General features: G+C 30.9%; 23 protein-coding genes. 20 read left to right on the forward strand and 3 right to left on the reverse strand.

Features of this window, described 5'->3' with window-relative positions; all coding sequences use genetic code 11:
• Positions 1-684 precede the first annotated feature (684 nt).
• The 19 genes from H033_RS0113865 to H033_RS20305 all read left to right on the forward strand — a co-directional run bounded on the left by H033_RS0113865 (position 685) and on the right by H033_RS20305 (position 19311).
• Complete coding sequence (locus H033_RS0113865) at positions 685-1137, forward strand: hypothetical protein (RefSeq protein ID WP_026838856.1); 453 nt, start codon at positions 685-687, stop codon at positions 1135-1137.
• 48 nt (positions 1138-1185) lie between these two features.
• The gene (locus H033_RS0113870; RefSeq protein WP_034886223.1) at positions 1186-1743 is read left to right on the forward strand and encodes a hypothetical protein; all 558 of its coding nucleotides are present in this window, start codon (positions 1186-1188) and stop codon (positions 1741-1743) included.
• A gap of 2218 nt (positions 1744-3961) precedes the next feature.
• A complete protein-coding gene (locus H033_RS0113880) occupies positions 3962-4273 on the forward strand; it encodes a transposase (protein ID WP_026836989.1) in 312 nt (103 codons plus the stop codon).
• 8 nt (positions 4274-4281) lie between these two features.
• Positions 4282-5169 (forward strand): IS3 family transposase, encoded by an 888-nt coding sequence (locus tag H033_RS0113885; protein ID WP_155827685.1) that lies wholly within the window; start codon positions 4282-4284, stop codon positions 5167-5169.
• 60 nt (positions 5170-5229) lie between these two features.
• A complete protein-coding gene (locus H033_RS20285; RefSeq protein ID WP_155827820.1) occupies positions 5230-5898 on the forward strand; it encodes a hypothetical protein in 669 nt (222 codons plus the stop codon).
• An 866-nt stretch (positions 5899-6764) separates the two neighbouring features.
• Positions 6765-7373, forward strand: a complete 609-nt coding sequence (locus tag H033_RS0113895) for a hypothetical protein (protein ID WP_026838859.1) — start codon at positions 6765-6767, stop codon at positions 7371-7373.
• A 380-nt stretch (positions 7374-7753) separates the two neighbouring features.
• Positions 7754-8083, forward strand: coding sequence for a hypothetical protein (locus tag H033_RS0113905; protein WP_026838860.1), 330 nt, complete (start codon positions 7754-7756; stop codon positions 8081-8083).
• 623 nt (positions 8084-8706) lie between these two features.
• Entirely contained in the window at positions 8707-8883 is a 177-nt protein-coding gene (locus tag H033_RS22400; RefSeq protein WP_316928642.1) for a hypothetical protein, read from the forward strand.
• Positions 8884-9103: 220 nt separating this feature from the next.
• Complete coding sequence (locus tag H033_RS0113915; protein WP_026838861.1) at positions 9104-10165, forward strand: hypothetical protein; 1062 nt, start codon at positions 9104-9106, stop codon at positions 10163-10165.
• 273 nt (positions 10166-10438) lie between these two features.
• The gene (locus H033_RS0113920) at positions 10439-10996 is read left to right on the forward strand and encodes a hypothetical protein (RefSeq protein WP_026838862.1); all 558 of its coding nucleotides are present in this window, start codon (positions 10439-10441) and stop codon (positions 10994-10996) included.
• Between the two features lie 734 nt (positions 10997-11730).
• Complete coding sequence (locus H033_RS21655; RefSeq protein WP_155827822.1) at positions 11731-11880, forward strand: hypothetical protein; 150 nt, start codon at positions 11731-11733, stop codon at positions 11878-11880.
• Positions 11881-11883: 3 nt separating this feature from the next.
• Complete coding sequence (locus H033_RS0113930; protein ID WP_026838863.1) at positions 11884-12282, forward strand: hypothetical protein; 399 nt, start codon at positions 11884-11886, stop codon at positions 12280-12282.
• A gap of 1004 nt (positions 12283-13286) precedes the next feature.
• Positions 13287-13508 carry a PLDc N-terminal domain-containing protein gene (locus H033_RS0113935; protein ID WP_026838864.1) on the forward strand — a complete coding sequence of 74 codons (222 nt, stop codon included), beginning with the start codon at positions 13287-13289 and terminating at the stop codon, positions 13506-13508.
• A gap of 192 nt (positions 13509-13700) precedes the next feature.
• Positions 13701-14492 carry a hypothetical protein gene (locus H033_RS0113940; RefSeq protein ID WP_026838865.1) on the forward strand — a complete coding sequence of 264 codons (792 nt, stop codon included), beginning with the start codon at positions 13701-13703 and terminating at the stop codon, positions 14490-14492.
• A 1-nt stretch (position 14493) separates the two neighbouring features.
• A complete protein-coding gene (locus H033_RS20295) occupies positions 14494-14916 on the forward strand; it encodes a hypothetical protein (RefSeq protein WP_034886225.1) in 423 nt (140 codons plus the stop codon).
• A gap of 507 nt (positions 14917-15423) precedes the next feature.
• Complete coding sequence (locus tag H033_RS20300) at positions 15424-15768, forward strand: hypothetical protein (protein WP_155827824.1); 345 nt, start codon at positions 15424-15426, stop codon at positions 15766-15768.
• Between the two features lie 185 nt (positions 15769-15953).
• Positions 15954-16904 carry a hypothetical protein gene (locus tag H033_RS0113960; RefSeq protein ID WP_026838866.1) on the forward strand — a complete coding sequence of 317 codons (951 nt, stop codon included), beginning with the start codon at positions 15954-15956 and terminating at the stop codon, positions 16902-16904.
• Between the two features lie 173 nt (positions 16905-17077).
• On the forward strand, positions 17078-17656 hold the full coding sequence (locus H033_RS0113965) for a GNAT family N-acetyltransferase (RefSeq protein ID WP_026838867.1): 579 nt from the start codon (positions 17078-17080) through the stop codon (positions 17654-17656).
• 704 nt (positions 17657-18360) lie between these two features.
• Positions 18361-19311 (forward strand): hypothetical protein, encoded by a 951-nt coding sequence (locus H033_RS20305; protein ID WP_231367621.1) that lies wholly within the window; start codon positions 18361-18363, stop codon positions 19309-19311.
• Positions 19312-19341: 30 nt separating this feature from the next.
• Here H033_RS20305 and istB read toward each other — a convergent pair whose 3' ends face one another.
• Complete coding sequence (gene istB, locus H033_RS0113975) at positions 19342-20082, reverse strand: IS21-like element helper ATPase IstB (protein ID WP_026838127.1); 741 nt, start codon at positions 20080-20082, stop codon at positions 19342-19344.
• 24 nt (positions 20083-20106) lie between these two features.
• On the reverse strand, positions 20107-20808 hold the full coding sequence (locus H033_RS22155) for a Mu transposase domain-containing protein (RefSeq protein ID WP_231367622.1): 702 nt from the start codon (positions 20806-20808) through the stop codon (positions 20107-20109).
• 102 nt (positions 20809-20910) lie between these two features.
• Here H033_RS22155 and H033_RS0113985 point away from each other — a divergent pair, with 102 nt between their 5' ends.
• Entirely contained in the window at positions 20911-21921 is a 1011-nt protein-coding gene (locus H033_RS0113985; protein ID WP_026836997.1) for a DDE-type integrase/transposase/recombinase, read from the forward strand.
• Here the strand turns inward: H033_RS0113985 and istA are convergent.
• Positions 21897-22823 carry an IS21 family transposase gene (gene istA / locus H033_RS20315; RefSeq protein ID WP_231367623.1) on the reverse strand — a complete coding sequence of 309 codons (927 nt, stop codon included), beginning with the start codon at positions 22821-22823 and terminating at the stop codon, positions 21897-21899. The two genes, H033_RS0113985 and istA, sit on opposite strands and share 25 nt — an antisense overlap.
• Positions 22824-22908 lie beyond the last annotated feature (85 nt).

A 22908-nucleotide genomic window follows, 5' to 3' on the forward strand; every position in this document is an offset into this window, starting at 1 on the left:
CTTTCAAATTTGATGCGCTAATTTTTAAAAAAATCTTTAAAAGATCAATATTTACTAATATTGAATTAATTGCAAAGAAGATTAATAGATAAAAAATGTGAAAAATAGATGTTTTTAAAACAGTACGCAGATTCTCAGCAAAATCTGAAAATTTGAATTGAAAAGAAGAACTAATAACTGATGATTTTTAAAATCAATACGCCGACTTTTACTCGGAGGTAAAAAAAAGTAAAACACATACATTTCGGTTATTATTCTGACTTTTACTCAAGCACGAAAAATGAATAAATTGAATGCCATTAAATTTGTAAATCTGTTTTTTACTTAAATGTGAAGAATGACAAATTTGATTAAGAAAGAAATTAAACTGACTTTTACTCGGATGTGAAAAATAAAATTATAATTCAGGAAAGGAAAAAAAAGGCAGACAACTAAATAACATATTTGAAGTAAACAACGATATGCAACATCGGTTAAGCGCAAATAGCGGGTGTTTGAACAAAAAGTTATATTTTAGAGACCAAGAAAGAAATAACAAAGCCGACAAGTTCACGTGCCTACTCCACGCCACTTGCCTTAACCAAGACCGTTGTGGGCAATTTAAGAAAAATTCGGACTAATATGAAAATCTTAAAGGAATTTGATTTAAACTATAAAATTAACTAAAAACCAAATTAAACGAATATGAAAAAAGTCATTACAATTATTATTGTTTTTTTTAGCCTTAACATTTATGCTCAAGATTTCAATTCAAAACCATTTACCACATCGGAAAATTGGATAGAAAAAAACCTAACTCAAGAGGATATTAAAAAGGCAGTTCCAAAAGAATACGAATTAGTGTCGGAAGACGAAAAAATGCTAATATTTGAAAAAGCGGTTTCTTCAAAAATTTATGATATAAAAGTATTATATGATAAGGGGAAGATTTCAAGTATTATATTTAGTCTACATTCAAATAAAGTTTTTAATTTAATGAGCGAAATTGATGAATTAAAATATAATATTATGGATAATGGATTTAAAAATAGAGCTATCGAATCGGAATCCTACAACAGTAAAACAAAGCCTTTCATTCTCATTTGGTTAACTGATACTAATAAAAGGACTGTAACTGGATTTGTAAATAGAAAATAAAAAGAAAAAATAGTCAACCAAAGGGTTTCGAAATATTTTGAAAATATAATGAATCACAAAACAATTTTCAGTAAAGACTTTAAAATCTTAGATAGCGATTACAAGTTCAACTATCAAAAGAAACTAACAGTATACCTTGATAAAGACAAAAAAGATTTTGATAAAAGCAAACTAAACGAAATTGTTTTGTGGAAAGTAAATCGTTATTCAGATTTTGATGATCAATTAATTTCGTTGATTAATTCAATTAATCCTAACCACAAAAAAATTGACTTGGAGAAGACTAAAAGAATTTTAACAGCGCTTCTTAAAACAAAAGGTGTTCGTCTTGCTATGGCATCTACAATTTTAAGATTTCGGAATAATAATGTCTATCAAATAATCGACCAAAGAGTTTATCGGATAATTTATACTGGACAGGAATTAAAATTGAACAATTATTTGAGTGAAAAAAATATTAAAAATCAAATAGAGATTTATTTAAAGTATTTGAAAGACTTAAAAAAGGTTTGCGCAAACTTGGATATACCATTTGAAAATGCGGATAGAATACTTTATATAGCTGACAAAAGAATAAACAAAGTCTATAAACTTCGGAACAATTAAAAACTGCCCACAACATCGGTTAAGCGCAAATAGCGGGCATTTGAGTGAAAAGTGTTATTTTAGAGACCAAGTGAAAAATAACTAAGCCGACAAGAACGTGTCCCTACTCCACGCCACTTGCCTTAACCAAGACCGTTGTAGAGAATTGTTTAGCAGGAAAATACGCAAAAAACACTTTTGAAAATCGGAATATAAAAACCAATCTCACGCAACTGTTACGCTGACTTTTTCAAGATTTTAGATAAAACGAAAAGCACTCAAACGTAGGGTTTGTGAGAAAATTTTAAAAGTATGAAAAGTGTCAAAATTTAATGCTCTTAAAATCAGTGCGCGAATTCTTACGAAAAATGAGAGGATCTCCATTAAACTAAGAATTATTAATTGATTATTTTTAAATTCAGAACGCTGAATTTTTGGGCTGGGCGTGAAAAGTGTCAAATATTAATGACTTTTAGTTTTTGAATCTGACTTTCAATCAAACGTGAAAAATGAGCAAAAAAATTTAGAAGAAAACAATTCAAAAAAATCCTTACTCGAATGTGAAACACATAATTTTAGATTTATAAAATAAAAACAAAAAAGGCATCCAACAAAAATATAAATTTGGAGTAAACAACTCTCTACAACATCGTTTAACAGCAAATAGCGGGCATTCTGCTGAAAAGTGTTATTTTAGAGACCAATTAGCAAATAACAAAGCCGACAAGTTCGCGTCCTTACTCCACGCTACTTGCGTTAAACAAGACCGTTGTAGAGAATTGTTTAGCAGGAAAATACGCAAAAAACACTTTTGAAAATCGGAATATAAAAACCAATCTCACGCAACTGTTACGCTGACTTTTTCAAGATTTTAGATAAAACGAAAAGCACTCAAACGTAGGGTTTGTGAGAAAATTTTAAAAGTATGAAAAGTGTCAAAATTTAATGCTCTTAAAATCAGTGCGCGAATTCTTACGAAAAATGAGAGGATCTCCATTAAACTAAGAATTATTAATTGATTATTTTTAAATTCAGAACGCTGAATTTTTGGGCTGGGCGTGAAAAGTGTCAAATATTAATGACTTTTAGTTTTTGAATCTGACTTTCAATCAAACGTGAAAAATGAGCAAAAAAATTTAGAAGAAAACAATTCAAAAAAATCCTTACTCGAATGTGAAACACATAATTTTAGATTTATAAAATAAAAACAAAAAAGGCATCCAACAAAAATATAAATTTGGAGTAAACAACTCTCTACAACATCGTTTAACAGCAAATAGCGGGCATTCTGCTGAAAAGTGTTATTTTAGAGACCAATTAGCAAATAACAAAGCCGACAAGTTCGCGTCCTAACTCCACGCCACTTGCCTTAACCAAGACCGTTGCAAATCAGTTTTTAGAAAGAAAAACTCAAAAAAATCTGAATATAAAAAACCAATCTCTCGAAACTGTTGCGCTGACTTTTTTAAGATTTTAGTAAAAAACTTAAACCACTCAACTCTGAGTTTTATGTGAAAAGTTTTCAAAGATGAAAAGTGTGAAAATTAGATATTCTTAAAATCAATACGTGGATTCTAAATAAAATTTAAAAATTTGAATTGAAAAGAAGAAGTAAGAATTGATGATTTTTAAAATCACTGCGCTGACTTTTACTCGGATCTGTAAAAGCTAAAAATAGATGCATTCAGCTTATTATTCTGACTTTTACTCAAGCACGAAAAATGAATCAATTGGATGCCTTTCGATTTATAACTCTGACTTTCACTGTAGAATGAAAATTGACATAAATAATTAAGAACCAAAATATCAAAAGCTGGTCCTTCCTCCGATGTGAAAAATAAAATTATAATTCAGGAAAGAAGAAAAATGAAAAAAAAAGGCAGGCAACAAAACAACATAATTGTAGTAAAAACCGCTATGCAACATCGGTTAAGCGCAAATAGCGGGTATTTGATTGAAAAGTTATATTTTAGAGATCAAGTAACAAACAACAAAGCCGACAAGTTAGCGTCCTTATTCCACGCTACTTGCCTTAACCAAGACCGTTGGGCGCAATAACCAGAAAAATTCAAGTAAAATGTTTGATGAGAATACAAAGGAAAATCTTCAGTACTATGTTTATCTTTTAATAGATCCAGAAAACAACGAACCCTTTTACGTTGGAAAAGGTCAATATAACTAGTTTAGCCCCCAATAAGTTCGGAGTGATATTTTAAATTTCAAATAATACCTTTGAGATATGAAATACAAGAAATGGAGTCTAGAAGAAAAGTTAGAAATCCTATCTTCTTCAGAAGAACTGGGCATTGTTGAAGCCTGCCGCAAATACAGTGTTAGTACTGGTACTTTTTATAGTTGGAAGAAGAAATATGACACCCAGGGAGAAGTAGGCTTAAAAATGACCTATGACATTCGTAGTAAAGAGTTAAAGCAGGCAGAAGAAGAAAATAGGATACTCCGGAAGTTGTTAAGTAACAAGGAGATCGAATTAGAAGTTCAACGAGAGCTTTTAAAAAAAAAGTTTGGGACGTCCGATCCAAGAAAAATTTAGTGGATGCTATGTTCTTAAAACACAACATTGGTAAAACCAAACTTATTGATATGGTAGGTATGGTCCACAGTAGTTATTATAGAAAACCCAGTGCTGCTAAAAAGGGAAATAGGCCAAGCGAATTCACCTATCACGACAATAAAGGTTTGGTTAGTCAATTTGCTGTTATTGAGTCCGTTAAATCAATATTAAGTCATCCATTTATAGATTGCGGTTACAGGCTTATGACTTCATATTTGAATCGGGATGGATATACAATAAATCATAAAAAGCTCTATAGAATAATGAAAGAAGCCAATCTATTGAAGTTGGACGACCGAATAGATAGGAGTGGTTCTGGCCGAAAATTTGTTAAGTTCAGAAAAGTTATCACTACAAAACCCTTTGATTGCCTAGAAATGGACATCAAGGTGGTTTGGATCCCCAGTGCTGGTAAAAATGCCTATTTGCTATCTTTAATAGACGTGCATACTCGTAGAATACTAAAAGACCTTTTTGCTTTTTCTATTAAACAAGATCAAGTGATAAAGTTGCTCTCAGAATTGTTTATGGCTTATCAATATCCTGATAGTGTTGTAATCAGAAGTGATAATGGAAGTCAATTTATAGCGAAAAATGTAAGGGAATACCTAGGATTGATAGGAGTAAGTCAAGAATTCACACACATAGCAACTCCCGAAGAAAATGCCCATATAGAAGCGTATCATGGAATTTTGAGGAAAGAAGTCTTTAAGAGGTTTGAGTATAGGACTTTCGGGGAAATAGAAAAAATCCTTAAAGAATACGTGCTATTCTACAACAACGAAAGGCTACACGGACTACTTGGTAGAATAACACCTATGGAAAAATGGAACGCAGATAAACACCTTATTTTAATAAAAAAATTAACCGCATAATTTTAACTAACGAAATTTAAAAGAATACTCTTGTTTTATAGGGGTCAAAACAATAACCGAGTGTTCTCGCATATAAATCAAGAAATATTAGAGGATAACGAAAATTTAAAATATCAAGAGATACAACGAATTGGACCTGAAAATGTCAAACATATTATTGTAAGACACGGATTAAATGAATCAACTGCATTCGCAATAGAAGCAAGTTTAATTGATACATTTAGATATATTCCTTCCTTCAAATCATATGTAAAGGGTAATATTCAAGGAGGATATAATTCTATTGAAAAAGGGCTTATGTCTTCAAATGAAATTAAATCACTTTACAATGCAGAATTACTGACTGAAATAGAAGATGATTGTCTTATAATTAATATAAACAGAAATTATAAAACAGGAGCTGGAGTAGAAGCAATCTACAAAGCAACAAAAGAAACTTGGAGAATGTCGGATTCAAGACCTAAAAAATTCAAATACGTTCTAAGTGAGTATAGAAGCCTAATCCGAGAAGTATTTCAAGTTGAAAATTGGTACAAAAAAGAAAGACCGAATAAAAATGGCAAATTGTATATGGGTTACGGTTTCAATGGAAAAGTTGCTAATGATGAAATAAGAAATCGATATATAAATAAAAGTGTAAAAGGTATTAAACCTCGAGGTTATGCTAATCCAACAATCTATCCGGATACTTTTAAAAGATGGTTATCATATATAGAAGAATATAATTAATGGAATAAGTTACAGCGCCCAACATCGTATAACAGCAAATAGCGGGCATTCTGCTGAAAAGTGTTATTTTAGAGACCAATTAACAAACAACAAAACCGACAAAAACGTGTCCTAACCCCACGCCACTTGCGTTATACAAGACCGTTGTAAACAAGGGCTCTAAAAAAAAGTAAGAACTAAATTCAAGTCTTAATTGAAACCAATATTTCGCAACTGTTGTGCTGAATTTATAATATTGATAAAACAATAAAAATGATCTGATTATCAATCTAACGAGAAAACTTATAAATTGAAAAATAATTTTAAAATGATGTTTTACATTTATTGCGCTGATTTTTACTCGAACTTAAAAGATTTGAGTTATTATTCTGACTTTTACTCAGGAATGTTAGCTACAAAAAATTGAATGATTTTTAAATTTAAATCGCTGAATTACTCGGGCGTGAAAAGCACAATGAAAATGAAAATTAAAGACAAAAATGATTAAAAAGCAGTTCGCTGACTTTTACTCAAACCTAAGATATGAGTTCTTATTCTGATTTTTACTCAGGAATGTTAGCTACAAAATAGAAAGCTGACCTTACTCAGACGTGAAAAGTGACATAATCAATGAGGTTTAAAATGATGATTTTTTAATCAGATCGCTAGAAAAAGTTCTTACTCGGATAATCGCCCCAGTTCACAACATCGGTTAAGAGCAAATAGCGAGCAATTGAGTGAAAAGTGTTATTTTAGACACCAAGTAACAAACAACTAAGCCGACAAGAACGTGTCCCTACTCCACGCCACTTGCCTTAACCAAGACCGTTGTGTGTCATTTAATAAAAATTCTTGTTACGAGTTTAATTTAAAATAAAAAATATCTAATGAAAAACATAATTTACCTAATAATATTCTTAACCTCTTTACAATTCTATGCTCAAAATACTATTTCTACGAATAGATTCATTCTAAAAGAAAAAATTGGAGTAAATAATCAAAATTTTATACTTGATGGTTTCTATTATAGTAAACGTATACATGTAAAATCAGAAAATGATACTGCTAATTATATTAGTCCAATAATTTTTTTTGAAGATGGAACTGCTATGAATTTTGATTTTATAGGAAACAGTTCAAATACTATTAGAGTAAAAGAAAAAGGTAAAAAATGCATTCTCAAACCTAGACAAGATTTTGAAACCATTATTGATTTCTTCAGATGTTATGCTGAGATTTTTGAAAGAAAAGAAATTTACACCGTTTACTCTATTGAAGGAAATATTCTAAGAATCCAGTCTTTAGGGCCTAAATTCTTTGTAGAAAATCGAGGAATTGTTATAAACGACAGTACTTTTGTTATAAACCTAAGTATCAATTATTTAACTAGAGAGTTCGTAAATAAAAATTATACATATCAGTTTCAAGCTTCCAAAAAACCCGATTCAACAAAATTTGAACCAACTTCTAAAATCAAGAAATATTTCCTTGAATAGAGTTACAATTACAACGACACACAACATCGGTTAAGCGCAAATAGCGGGCAATTGAGTGAAAAGTGTTATTTTAGACACCAATCAAAATTCAACAAAGCCGACAAAAACGCGTCCTTACTCCACGCTACTTGCCTTAACCAAGACCGTTGTAAACAATGCTTAACCAAAATTTTAATTAAATACAATAATTTAAAAACTGAAAAATATATGAAATCTATAAAAGTATTTATTGGTATAATACTCGGATTCTCTTTATCCTATATACCGAACAATTATATGGATGAGAAATATGAAAATTATGCGTTCTTTTTGGTTATTGGTATAATAATATTTGGAACTATTTGGAGTGTTGTGTCAAATAACAAACTGAAATCGAACGAATGAAATACGCAGAATTTATTATTGATTCCTATAAAATTGAATTCTTTAATTCCTTATTTGGGAATGAGAAAATTTTAGTTAATAAAATTGAAGTTTCGAATAAGTTTTCATTTTTTGGAACAAAACACAACTTTGATTTGGATTCTGACCAATTTATTTTGAATTCCTCTTTTAAAGCTTTGGGTAAACGAGAATTAGACTTAAAGTTAAAAAAGAATGAAAAATTAATAAAAGATTTAAATATAGATTTGAATCCAAATTATAAAATTCACTGGGGAGCATTAATAATTATTTTTGGAATAATAATCTTTAGTTATTTAAAAGGTTGATTAACAAAAGCACTGTTTACAACATCGGTTAAGCGCAAATAGCGGGCATTCGTATGAAAAGTGCTATTTTAGACACCAAAGTAATAAACAACTAAGCCGACAAGAACGCGTCCCTACTCCACGCTACTTGCCTTAACCAAGACCGTTGTAGCGCATTAATGAAAAATCCAGTAAATTAGAGAATTCTGAAATGATTTAAAATAACAAAATGGGAGACAATTCATGGTGGAAAACCATTAAAAACTACATGCAATTTAGAATATTAATTGGAGCTTTAGCGATGATAATATTCATTATACTTTTGATAATTAAAATTATTAAGGGTTAATTAAAAACACTTCTAATATGATGTTATTATTGAATTTCTCGAGATTTAAAAATGAAATATAACACATAATAGATATTATGATAATTGACAAAATAGCTCTCATAAAGATTAAAAACGGTCAAGTCTTGAGTACTAAATCTAAAGGGAAAAACAAGTATTATTTTCCTGGAGGAAAAAGAGAAATCTGAGAATCAGATAAACAAGCTTTGATTAAAGAAATTAAAGAAGAACTGAGTGTTCAAATTGTCCAAACTCTTATGAATATATCGGAACTTTTAAAGCACAGTCTGACGGAATGAAAGACGGAATAATAGTAAAAATGACTTGTTCTTCAGCAGACTTTAACGGAACTCTAATGGCGAATAATGAAATTGAAGAAATAAAATGGATGAATTACGCTGATACAAATACCGTTTCCTCAATTGATAAAATAATATTCGATTATCTAAAAGAAAAAGGGGAATTAGAGTAATAACGCGCAACAACATCGTTTAACAGCAAATAGCGGGCATTTTGCTGAAAAGTGTTATTTTAGAGACCAATTAAAAAAAGAACTAAACCGACAAGTTCGCGTCCCTACTCCACGCCACTTGCGTTAAACAAGACCGTTATAACGCAATCACTAAGAATCATTTTTTTTAGATTATTTAAATTAAAAATGAAATCTTTGTTCAAAATCATAGGTAAATAATATGAAGAAATTTTGGAATTTTTTATTAGGTTTTATTGCCATTGCAAGTTTTTCTTACGCTATTTATCAAGGCCAATTTAAAAGCAATAAACCAAAATTAATTTTTGACATACTATCAAATACTGAAGTTCTTTCTATAAATGAAGATATCAATAATCTACAAATTTTGTTTAATGGTGATACATTAGATTCCAATAAAGAAAAACTATATATTCTAATCATTAGGATAAAAAATGTTGGGAATAATGACGTTAAAGAAGTTGATTATTATACAGGAAGTCCATTTGGATTTAAAATATTGAAAGGATCAATAGTAGAAATACCAAATATTATTGATGCTTCAAATAATTTTTTACTTGATAATGCTAAAGTAAATTCAGAGGGAAATAAAGTAGAATTAAAACCAATTCCAATTAATGAGAATCAATATTTGACTGTTAAGGTTCTCGTTATTTCTAATTCCAAAAATATACCTGAAGTCAAACCAATTGGAATGGTTTCAGGAATTGATGGGGATTTTCAAGTTTTAAGAACATTCTTAGATGACGATGCGGAAAAGGAATTTGACAATGAACTTTTGAGACAGCAAATAATCATTTTTTCCATTAGTGCTTTTTTAATGCTACTAATATTTATTATATATAAATTAAATAAATTTCTTCGAAAAAAGAAACGGAAAAATAAATTAGCGAAATTTGAAATTTATAACAAAACTAAAATTAATTCAAGGCACAAAATTTACTTCTTTACAGTTTTTATAGTCTATGGGAAATTAGTCTTATTCTTTCTGAATGGAATTTTACAAAATAAAACAGAAAGAAAGATGTTATTAGAACTATATGATTTGAGAAATAGAGGAAAAAATATTGGCTTTATAGTATTAGAAGATATAGACTCTAAAAATGAAAATTTGAAAATAACCTTCAAAACGATTGATTACTTAATTGAGGAGGGTTTAGCGAATATTTCTAATAATGATCTGATAATAAATACAGATATTTTAATTTTTCTAGAAGAATTAAGCAAATTTTCAAATTCAAAGAAAGTAAACAAACTGTCGTGAACGCGTTATAACATCGGTTAAGCGCAAATAGCTGGTATTTGAACAAAAAGCTATATTTTAGGGACCAAGAAACAATCAACAAAGCCGACAAGTTTGCGTCCCTACTCCACGCTACTTGCCTTAACCAAGACCGTTGTAAACAATTTAAAAATTGAAAAATTCTGATAATAAGTGGATTTAAATCTATTAAAACTGGTATTAACAGACATACAGTCAATGATTTAATATTCTATTTATAAATAATAATTTAGCTTATCAACAAATTTAATTGCTATGAAATTCTATACATCCTTATTATTACTTTCTTCAATATTTATAATAATTTCTTGTTCCAAAGATGATCCAGAATTAAACAGAGGAGAAATAATCTTTGAAAATAATAGTTATGAATTGAATAAAGGTTATATCAATTTTCGTGGTGATCCTGACTTTAATATGTTTGGTATTCATCTTTCAAATGACAATACCACATTCACAGAAAATGGAAAAGAATTTGGAAAGAACTCTACGACAACAATTGACTTAATATTCTTTAATGAAAAGGATTCTATAAGTGAAATAAATAATTACTACCCGCTGAGATATAGTAGTATTACTGATGAGATTTTAACTACTGAAGCTCAGTACCTAATTGGCTCAGCCATTAATTTTAATTTAAGTCAAAAGGATGGAAATTGGAATGCAAACCCCAGAATATATAACTGGAACGACGGTTCTGCTACCATTGAAAATATTAGCGGTATATATAAAATTTCTTTCATTCTCGAATATGAAGGAAATATAATCACTGGAAACTATATTGGTTCATTAGAAACAGTAGAGTATTTTTAAACTGTATACAACATCGGTTAAGCGCAAATAGCGGGTAATCTGGTGAAAAGTGTTATTTTAGAGACCAATTAAAAAACAATAAAGCTGACAAGAACGTGTCCCTACTCCACGCTACTTGCCTTAACCAAGACCGTTGTAAAGCAGTTTTCAGAAAGAAAAAACCAAAAAAAAAACTAAAATCTGAATGATAAAAACCAATCTTACGCAACTGTTAAGCTGACTTTTTTGAGATTTTAGTAAAAACAAAAAAACTCAACTGTGAGTTTTATGAGAATAAATTACAAAGACGGAAATTGTGAAAATTTAAATTGAAAAGAAGAACTAATAATCGATGATTTTTAAAATCATTACGCCGACTTTTACTCGGACGTGAAAAATGGATAAATTGAATGCCTTTAAATTTATAACTCAGACTTTCACTCTAAAATGAAAATTGACAAAAATGATTAAGAACCAAAAAACTAAAAACTGATTCTTACTCGGACGTTAAAAATAAAATTATAATTCAGAAAAGAATAAACAAAAAAAAGGCAGACAACAAAACAACATATTTGTAGTAAAAACCGCTATACAACATCGGTTAAGCGCAAATAGCGGGCATTTGAGTGAAAAGTGTTATTTTAGACACCAATTAAAAAACAACAAAGTCGACAAGAACGTGTCCCTACTCCACGCTACTTGCCTTAACCAAGACCGTTAGGCACAAGCGCTCAACCAAAAAAAACAGAAAATAAATGACAAAAGAAGAAGCAGAAAATGAACTATATCAGCTTTGGTCTAATGGAGAAATTCCTAGTAATTTTACGTATGAACATTCTGAGTATGACAGAGCAGTTGAACAACTTATGAAAGATGGCCAATTAAATTATTCTGATTTCTTTTAAAATATGATCTCATTAATTTTATTAATTCCTTGGATCATTTTTAACTATAAAAATCCAAATAGAAATCTTCTTGGATTGAATCAATCAAAGAAATCAATGATAATTTTAGTCTTAATTGAATTAATATTCTTCTCTATTTTATATTTTTCACTTCCAGATAATAATCCAGATATAGCAGGATCCTCTAGTTTTGCGTGGAATTATTATTTAATTTTTTACGCCAAGGGAATAATTCCGACTTCAGTAATTGCCGAAAATATTAATGGAAATTTAGGTGATCAAATTGATAAGAATTTTCAAATAGTCTACTTAATAATGAGTTTAATAATAGACTATTTAATTTTGTTTATTTTTAGTCCAAACTTAAAAACAATATTTAAAGTCAAAAGTGCCAGTGCCTAACATCGTTTAACGGCAAATAGCGGGCAATCTGATGAAAAGTGTTATTTTAGAGACCAAGTAAAAAACAACAAAGCCGACAAGTTCGCGTCCCTACTCCACGCCACTTGCGTTAAACAAGACCGTTGTGGCTAATAGCCAAAAAACAAAATTCCGTAAAGAATATAATTGATAAAACAATTGATAAGAACCAGTTTTTCACAACTGTTACGCGGAATTTAAGAGATTGAAAAATTATTAAAATGGAGTTGGTTGACTTTTACTCGAACCTAAAAGATTTGAGTTCTTATTCTGACTTTTATTCAGGATTGTTAGCTACAAAAAATTGAATGATTTTTAAATTTAAATCGCTGAATTTACTCGGGAGTGAAAAATCAAATGAAAATGAGAATTAAAGGACAAAAATGATTTAAATACAATTCGCTGACTTTTACTCGAACCGAAGATTTGAGTTCTTATTCTGACTTTTACTCAGGATCGTTAGCTACAAAAAATTGAATGATTTTAAAGATAAATCACTGACATCACTCAGACGTGAAAAGTGACAAAATCAATGAGGTTTAAAATGATAATATTGATAAAAAAAATTCTTACTCGGATAAAAGCTACTAGCCACAACATCGGTTAAGTGCAAATAGCGGGCATTTGAGTGAAAAGTGTTATTTTAGAGACCAAGAAAATAAACGACAAAGCTGACAAGAACGTGTCCCTACTCCACGCCACTTGCCTTAACCAAGACCGTTGGCTTTAATGCAAAAAAAATGAAACAAAATTATTAATTCAAAAAGCATAAAAAGATGAATTATCAGGGATAACACTGATAATACTTGGCGGTTAACAATAACAATCTTAAAGAATTAAAAGAATTTAACTAGGATTCTGCTAATGACATATTTGAGAATAATGACCCAAATAGCAATATAAATCTTCGAGTAGGATTTAATGAAAAGACAAAGCTGACTTTTAAATGAAATTATACACTATGACTAATAGATAAAATAAATACTATGGATAAATTAATAACAGATTTCTCTTTTGGAATTTTTATTTGGCAAGCACTAATACTAATATCCATCGCGCTTTGGATTTATTGCTTAATAGATGTTTTGAGAAACAAGTTTGAGCAAAATGATAAAATTATGTGGATTTTAATAGTAATTTTTCTTCCCCTTTTGGGATCATTTCTGTATTTATTAATCGGAAAGAATAAAAAAATTCGACTTAATTAAAAAAAGAAACGAATTATTCAGTTGAAAAAAAAGCACTAAAGCCAACATCGGTTAAGCGCAAATAGCGGGCATTCTATTGAAAAGTGTTATTTTAGAGACCAAGAAACAAACAACAAAACCGACAAGAACGCGTCCCTACTCCACGCTACTTGCCTTAACCAAGACCGTTGGCAACAATGCAAAAAAAAAGAAATGTATAGAGGATTTAATTTAAATGTAGAAAATGAATTTGATATTCATAAATACCATGAAATTGGAATAGAAATTTTTAATATTTTAAAAAATTCTGTTCGACCAAGACTTAAAGAATACATACTCCCAAAAGGAACAATAGACGGAGATAAAATAATGGCAGATTGGTTTCCTGAAGTTAAATCTCATTTATTTTTATCTCATTCTCATAATGATCTAAAAAATGCTGTTTATATAGCAGGTGCACTTTATACAGAATTTAAAATCTTAACATTTATAGATTCTACAGTTTGGGGGTATTCCAATGATCTTTTGAAAATTATTGATGATGAATATTGTAAAAGTGAAAGTGGAGAAACTTATGATTATCAAAGTAGAAACTATTCAACTAGCCACGTACATTTGATGCTAACTTCCGCATTGAGCAAAATGATTGATAACTGTGAAGTGATATTTTTCCTTAACTCTCCTAATTCAGTTTCTACAAAATCAATTACCGAACGTACAAATTCGCCTTGGATCTTTTCGGAAATTAGCACAACAAAAATTATCAGAAAAATAACACCAAATCGATTAAAAGAATTGACAAAAATGTTTTCTGATACTGTTATGTTAAACGAAAGTCAAAGGTCACAACTCAGAATTGAATATAATCTTGAACTATCACATTTTACAGATTTAAATCTTATTCAATTTAATCGTTGGCTCAATTCTTATTGCTCTAGCCCAGATAATGCTCTAGATGAACTTTACAGGCAACATCCAATAGATTCAAAATTTTTAATAAAATAAAATGAGTGATAAAAAATTTAAACATCTCGACTATATACATAATACAATTAATAGAATGAGTAATAATTCCTTTATAATTAAAGGTTGGACTATTTCTATTGTTTCTGTTTTATTCATCTTTTCTGATAATCAAATTAATGAGAAATTTTTAGCAATAGCTTTATTAGCAGTTGTAGTTTTTTGGTATTTAAATGGCTATTTTTTACAACAAGAAAGAAAGTTTAGAGCTTTATATGACAAAGTCAGAAATCTTAATGAGAATGAAATTAATTTTTCAATGTCAACAGAGGATTATATAAAAGGAGATTATAGCTTAATGAATTCTATTTTCGGAAAAACTATTTGGCCAATATATCTAACTTTAATTATAATGATAATTTTGGTTCAAATTATAGTAGAGAGCACAGTTGCCAACATCGTATAACAGCAAATAGCGGGTGTTCTGCTGAAAAGTGTTATTTTAGAGACCAAGTAAAAAACAACTAAGCCGACAAGTTCGCGTCCCTACTCCACGCCACTTGCGTTATACAAGACCGTTATATATAATGGATTCAATCAAGATTTTTTTCTATACTAACAAAGAAAACTACTTAATTTATTAAAATTTCGTAGTTTTAAAATTATAAACCAGAGTGTTATGAATAAGAAACAAATTCAACTTCCTTTTATTATTAAAGCTTCATTATTACTTGTATTTTCAATTTTGTTCTTCGGACAAATTGCTTATTATTTTGGACGATTTTTTAATAATTGCATGTAAAAAGTTTGACTTAACGATTGAAACTTAAAAATATAAATATGCAAACCTTCCAAAATATATTAAAAATAATAGGAGTAATTGCGTTTGTAATAATAACCATTTTGATACTAGATTATTTTTTAGAAGTGGCTCTTGATGCTTGGAATAATCCAATATAAACTCTACTTATATATGACTGAAACAACATTCCATATTGCTTCCCATCAAATAAAATTTAAAAATTCAATATTTAGTAAAGAAAAAGTTATTCTCGATGGAGAGGAAAAATCTAGTCGTTATTCAATTAATGGTACAAATCATAAGTTTAAAATTGAAAGTGAAGATTTCTCAATAATCACTAAATACAATATGTTTGACAAATCGGTTATTCAATTAAAACTGTTGAAAGGCAATGATCTGATACAAGAAAAATCTGTAAAATTAAGTTTTAAAGATCGTTTCCCTTGGATCATTCTAGGAATAATTTCTGGCATAATATTTTATCAATTGCTAAATCTGATAGTAAAAGTAATTTAGACCTTGATTTAAAATTCTAGTATTCACCACTATATATAACATCGGTTAAGCGCAAATAGCGGGCATTTGAGTGAAAAGTGTTATTTTAGAGACCAAGAAACAAACAACTAAGCCGACAAGAATGTGTCCCTACTCCACGTTACTTGCCTTAACCAAGAACGTTGGGCTTAATTAAAAAGAAATTTATGGGGATATTATACATTCCATCTGAAAAACAAATTAAAGGACCTTGGTTTATAGGTCGTAAAGAATTAGAAGAACTTGATGAAATATTAAAGTTTATTGACCAAAAATTAAAGGATTCGTACGAGAATGAAATACAAGCTGAAGCCGAAGAAGAATTAAAGAAAAAGAGGTTTGATAATATCGAAGAAGCTCGAATTTATATTCAAAAATCTTCTTTTATGAAGAAAATTAGAAAGGATATAACAATAATCTCACAAGACGAAAGTAAATTAAAAGATTCTCAACTAAAGGATTTATTAATAGATCCAAAAATCAAAAATTTCAAACCCAAAGAATTAAGTATAGATATAGAATATGGTTATAATAATCATTTTTCTTTAAATATTATGAAGCGGTTTGATGGAGAGTTAAAATATAAATTGGAATGCTCTGATAGTGAAGCAAAAGATGAAATCAATTACAAAATTGAAAATTGGATTGAAAGTTATAAACCGAAAAAGATAAAACAATTATGGCAGGAATATTCTTTTCCTCTTATTATGCTTGCAGGTATGATTTTTCTACTTTCCATAACTAGCATTGTATCCAATAAATCTCCTACAGCAGTAAATGTATATTCTAAGGATATAAATAAATTAATAGAAAGTGGTATTAACGAAGATAATAGAGATGAGGCTATTGAATTAATTTTAAAAACAAATGCTAACTATATTCCAGAAAGCGTCACATCAATTGAAGAATTTAATGCAACTGCAATTAAGCTAGCAATATTTTCATTAATATGTTTATTAGTCTTCATTTTTAAACCAAAAACTATAATTGGAGTTGGTAAGCACAAAAGCCTATTGAATACTTACAAATTATATACAAAAATGATATTAGTTACTATTCCAGCAATTTTCGTTTTACCATTTATTTACGATTTCATAAAAGAACTCGTTGCAATTTAACTAAGCCCAACATCGTTTAACAGCAAATAGCGGGTATTCCAGTGAAAAGTTATATTTTAGAGACCAAGAAACAAAACAACTAAGCCGACAAGTTCGCGTCCCTACTCCACGCCACTTGCGTTAAACAAGACCGTTATGTACTATGCATTTTCACCGGATAAGCTACAAAGCATATGATAAATGAAATATACTTTAAGAATTTTCCAAAGTTAGAAAGTGAAAGGCTAATTCTGAGAAAGTTAAAATTGACAGATGCTTCAGATGTACAATTAATTCGCTCTGATGAAAGAGTTATGATTTATATGGATGCGGAAAGACAAATGACAACTCAACATTCTGAAAGTTTCATTTCTAACAAATTAAAAATGTACGAGGAAAGAACTGGAATTTTTTGGGCTATTATTGAAAAATCAACCAATACGTTTATCGGTGACTTTGCATTTTTTAAAATGGATAAAAAAAATTCTAGAGCCGAGATCGGATATACTTTAAAACCAGAATTTTGGGGCAAGGGGTTTATGAAAGAAGTAATGATTAATATTTTCAATTTTGGCTTTTCGGATTTAAATCTTCATAGTTTAGAAGCGAATATTAATCCTGGAAATGAAAATTCTCGGACAATATTGACTAAAATGGGATTTCAGAAAGAAGCATATTTCAGAGAGAATTATTATTATAACAGAGATTATTTGGATAGTGAGATTTACTCATTACTCAAATCTGAATTTAAAAATAAAAAAAGTAAAGAATAAAATTCGGAACTAGCACAGTACATAACATCGGTTAAGTGCAAATAGCGGGCAATTGAGTGAAAAGTGTTATTTTAGAGATCAATTAACAAACAACAAAACCGACAAGAACGTGTCCTATTCCACGCTACTTGCCTTAACCAAGACCGTTACCTACTATAGCTCCGAGACAAAAACGAAGAAAATTTCAAAGAAAATAATTCCAGCTGACTCTCACTCGACCGGAATTAAATGAAAAGTATCTTAAAGAACAAAAGCTATAAATGAGAAATTCAGAAATGAAAATAATTCGTTCTGATTCTTACTCGAACGGAATTAAATGAAAAATTGAAGTAAAGAACTAAAACAAAAACTTAAGAAATTAGAAATGAAAATATATCTCTAAATCTTACTCTAACGGAATTAGATAGAAATAAAGCTAAAGAATAAATTCAGAAAATACTTACTCTCACTCAAATACAAAAGTTCTATTGAAAATTGTACCAATAAAGAGAGGATTTCGGAATCGTTCGTTCTTACTCAAACTTGGTCGCTACAGTAGGTAACATCGGTTAAGCGCAAATAGCGGGTATTTCAGTAAAAAGTGATATTTTAGACACCAAGTAACAAATAACTAAGCTGAAAAGAACGTGTCCCTACTCCACGCCACTTGCCTTAACCAAGACCGTTAGGCACAAGCAATAAACAACCGACAAAAGAACACAATTATGAAATTAGAGAAAATTTTGGATAAGCTAGGATCACTAGAAAAGAACTCATTTATAAAGATAATTGACAATATAATCTCCAAAAACCCTAAAAACGGGAAAGAAATAGAAAAATTATTGAGTTCTTCAGACAAAGGTCTTAAGTCGGTTGATAACCAGAATATTTCAACAATCTTCAATTTAACTTCTGATGAATTTAGGAAATATATTGAATGTGAGTTTCAGGAAATCACTTCCCAATTAGATATTCTTATTGATATAATTATAAGAGACGGAAATTGTATAATGAAGCAAGATTGGTTTTCAAGATTGTATGATACAGAAATAAAGAATCTTAAAAATAAAATAAAAGCACTAAATGCAGATTTTGAAAATGACAAATCTGAATTAAGTGATAAAAGAAAAAGGGACTATAAAATATATAAAGCTTGTCTTCACACAGCTTATTATAATGATGTTGAGAACAACCGAGATTCTAAAGTTAGCTCAGATGAGCTATCTATAATCCTTACTCTTTCAAAACAACTTGGTCTATCCCAAGAAGAAATAAAACTAATTAATTATTCAATTTTACCAATCAAAAAAATTGAAATTCAAGAAGTAATTAAAGGACTCAAAAATATTGGTGTTATTTTCTATTCTAGTAAAGAAAATACTATTTATGTTGCAGATGAAATGGTAAGAGTTCTAAGAAAAATTCGCCAAAAAGAAGTTGCAGAAAAATTCTACAGGAGAACTTTAAAACTTTTGAGAGAACCAATCATCAACCAAATTGCAAAAGACCATAATATTGACCGCAAACTTGACTATTCTCAAAAAATAGAAGGAATAATCAAAGAAGGAGTATCATTTACAAATCTTATGCTTACAGGCATTTATAAGACTGGAAGCACATTGTGGGTATTTCGGAGGGACCATGCCACTGATTTCGGTCAAACAGTGCCACTTTAAAAGATACTGCAATTATATAAAAAATTAATGTTATTCCTTCCTTAGGATTCCTTTTCTTAAAGATTCTCCCTTTAAGTCGATACGATGAGAAGCGTTTACGATTCTATCTAATATCGCATCGGCCAGAGTCCCTTCCCCTCCAATAATTTCATACCATGCAGAGACAGGTATTTGTGATGATATTATAGTAGTTTTTTTATTGTGGCGGTCATCAATAATATCCATAAGTGTTTCCCTGTCCTGATTATCAAAAGCCTGCAGCCCAAAATCATCAAGAATAAGCAAATCGGTTTTTATCAATTTCTCCAGCTCCTTCAAATAGGTTCCGTCCACTTTACTGAGTTTTAGTTTTTTAAATATTCTTGCGGTAATAGTATATAAGGTCTTATAACCAGAGAGACAGGCCTGATGCCCTAATGCCTGAGCGAGATAACTTTTACCAACTCCCGATGCCCCACAAATAATAAGACCTTCCTTGCGGGCTATAAAATCAAGCGTACTTAGCCGTGCAAACATATTCTTATCCAGGTTCCTGTCAGGGGAGTAATTAATATCAGCAAGATTTGCATTTTGTCTAAAGCTGGCCTGCTTTAAAAGACGATCAATTTTCTTGTTCTCCCGGTCTTCCCATTGATGATCTGTAAGCAGTGCCAGGTACTCATCACAGGTCATTCCATCTAACCGGTTATCTTTGATTTGCTGAAGGTGTAAATTGGCCATAGCGCCCAATCGCATTGCTTTTAATTTTTCAATTGTCTGATTGTTGTTCATTATTTTTAATTTAATTAGTGAATGTTATTTGTATGCAGAGGCACCACGTATGTTAGGATGAACCGGGATATGAGCTTTCGATTGTTCCAGGTCCTGGTAAAACAAAGATGCTTTATCCATATTGTTTTTTAGGATATTCTTTATATGCTGGTAAGATGATGCCTCTCCCTCCAGCGCTCTTTTACAGGCGTTATTGAGTCTTTCCGAGCCATAGGCTTTGTGAAGTTGAATGACTCCCATAGCACGTTTATAACCTATTTCAGGATAGTCATGGGAGGTGAGAATTCTCTCTATACACCTCAGTACATATGCCCCATGAGGGGCTGCTTTCTTTTTGAAGAATTCCGGATTCCAGTCGGAATAAAATTTATGAGTGCTACTGAGATGCGTAGTATTGGTGATGTAACTCCCCTTGGTTAAATTACGCTGGTGTAGTGCTATTCTTTCCTGATAGAAATAAACCTCTATCATATCTTTGGTGTAATGAATGCAAGTCTCTTTTCCAATATACCGGTAGGGTACGCTATAATAGCTCTTATCGGGAGAGAAGTAAACATATCCCATTTTCTGAACTTTCGCCTTTCTATAATCCTTCAGCTCATAGGAACTTGAGGGAAGTGGTTTTAAATACTGGCGTTCAACTGACTGAAAAAGTTCAATACGACTTGCCTCTTTGCGTTTAAACAGTAAGTGTAAAGTTTCACTACAATGTTGATGGCATTTCATCCCTTTCGGGGTTTTCTTTGAAGGCGTAGCCGAAAAAGAAAACCCCGAAAGGGTCAGATAAAAAAGTTGATTATTTTTGTTTTACCACAAATAAAAATAATTATGCAACAAATCTATCATTTCAATGCCACTACGAATATAAATATTCGTACCCAAATTCAAACCAATTCTGCTACAAATTCCGAATTGGCATCAAGGTTCAACGTTTCCAAACAAACTATTTCAAAATGGAAAAACAGGGATTTCGTCCAAGATGTTTCCTGTGCGCCCCATAACATTATATATGCTTTGACCGATTTGGAAAAAGCGCTTGCCATAAGTTTGAGGAGTTCCACGTGGCTACCCATTGATGAGGTCTGGGAATCTTTGTTGGAGGGTAACCCGGCAATTTCAAGAAGTTCTGTCTACCGTTGTTTTGTGAAGGAAAACATCAATAAAGTACCTCAGGAAAAGAGGGATATTGCCAAAAAATTCAAAGCCTACAAACCAGGGTACCTACATATAGATGTAACCTATTTGCCCAAATTCGAAGGGCAGTCATATTATTTATTTGTGGCAATAGATAGGGCCACCAGGACTATGTTCTATGAGGTCTATGAAAACAAAAAGGCTGAGAGCACAGAAGATTTCATGGACAAATGCCTGGATTTCTTTCCGGTCCATATCAGTCATATCTTAACCGATAATGGACTTGAATTCACCAACAGGCTTATTATGTCCAAAAAAGGAAAACTTTGTGACAAGCCTTCTAAAATGGATGTGAAATGCATGAAGAACAACATTGAACATAGGCTTACAAAACCAGCAACACCAAAAACGAACGGTATGGTGGAAAGAGCCAACGGAACGATTAAAAACAATACCATCCTAAAAATAAAATATCAAAACAAACAGCAGATGGGGAAGGATATGATGGAGTTCCTGTGCTACTATAATTTGTACAGGAGGCATGGTTCTTTGAGAAAAGAACTTAATGTGAAAACTCCTTTTCAAGCAGTTGAAAAATGGTACAAAATAGAACCTGAATTATTTAAAACAACACCCAATGAATTTAAAAATAAAATCCTAAGTTTACAATCTGATCTTAATCAACTTCCATCAACAACCTTGTGAAACTCGACAAGTAAGTTATTATAGTTGATCAATAATTTTCTTATCTCCCGGTTAAGATCCTCTAAAGAAAAGAAGGTCATCTCCCGAAGGGGATAATAGATCCGTTGATACGTGAGATGCACCGCATTCTCCACCAAAGCCTTATCCTGGGGAGCATAACTCCGTGCTGGATTGATCACACAGTTATAGTGACGTGCAAAGTCTTTAAAGGTGCGATTGATCTCCGCCTCATATTTACTGGCCCTTGTAACCGCTGATTTTAGATTATCAGACACAATAGCTTTGGGAACTCCCCCGTAAAAATTTAAGGCACCGGTGCAGCAGGCAATGAGATCTCTTCGTTTCTGACTCAAACAGGCTTCCACATACGTATATTGACTGTTGGGAAGGATGGCAACGAATACTTCCACTGGAATGATTTCTCCGGTTTCTTTATCAACTATATGAAGTTTCTTCCCGGCAAAGTCTATAAACATCTCTTTTCCGGCCTCATGTTCCAGTTTCATAGAACCCTTTGCCTTGGCATATTTTCGCCGGTAATGTTCTAAAAATTGGGTATAACTATAGGGATCCTCAGCTAACTGGACATATTGCTGGTAATGATACAAGAAGGTAAAGCCGGGATGATTCCGGGCTTTATTGACCCCCTCAAAGTATAACATCAGCTCATTTTGGCGCTCAACATCAATAGTAGTGTGCGAGGAAAACAATTCAGATAAGGCTGCATTATCAAAACAAAGCAATTCTATAAAAGAATAATCGCTTGCCGTGAACAGCTTCATATAGATGTTTACAGTATTGCGTGAGATTCCTAAAGTGGAGCCAATTTTACGGTTACTGACCCCATCAAGATGTAAGGTGATAATTTGTTTCAAGTCCATTGGATCAAGTTTATTGGCCATATCGCTGTGTTTTTAGCGACAAGGTAGTTTTTACTTGATCTTTTAAAGTGGCACCATTCGAACCGTAATAAACAGCTGGAAATTC

This window comes from Gillisia sp. JM1, from assembly GCF_000424645.1.
Classification (GTDB): domain Bacteria; phylum Bacteroidota; class Bacteroidia; order Flavobacteriales; family Flavobacteriaceae; genus Gillisia.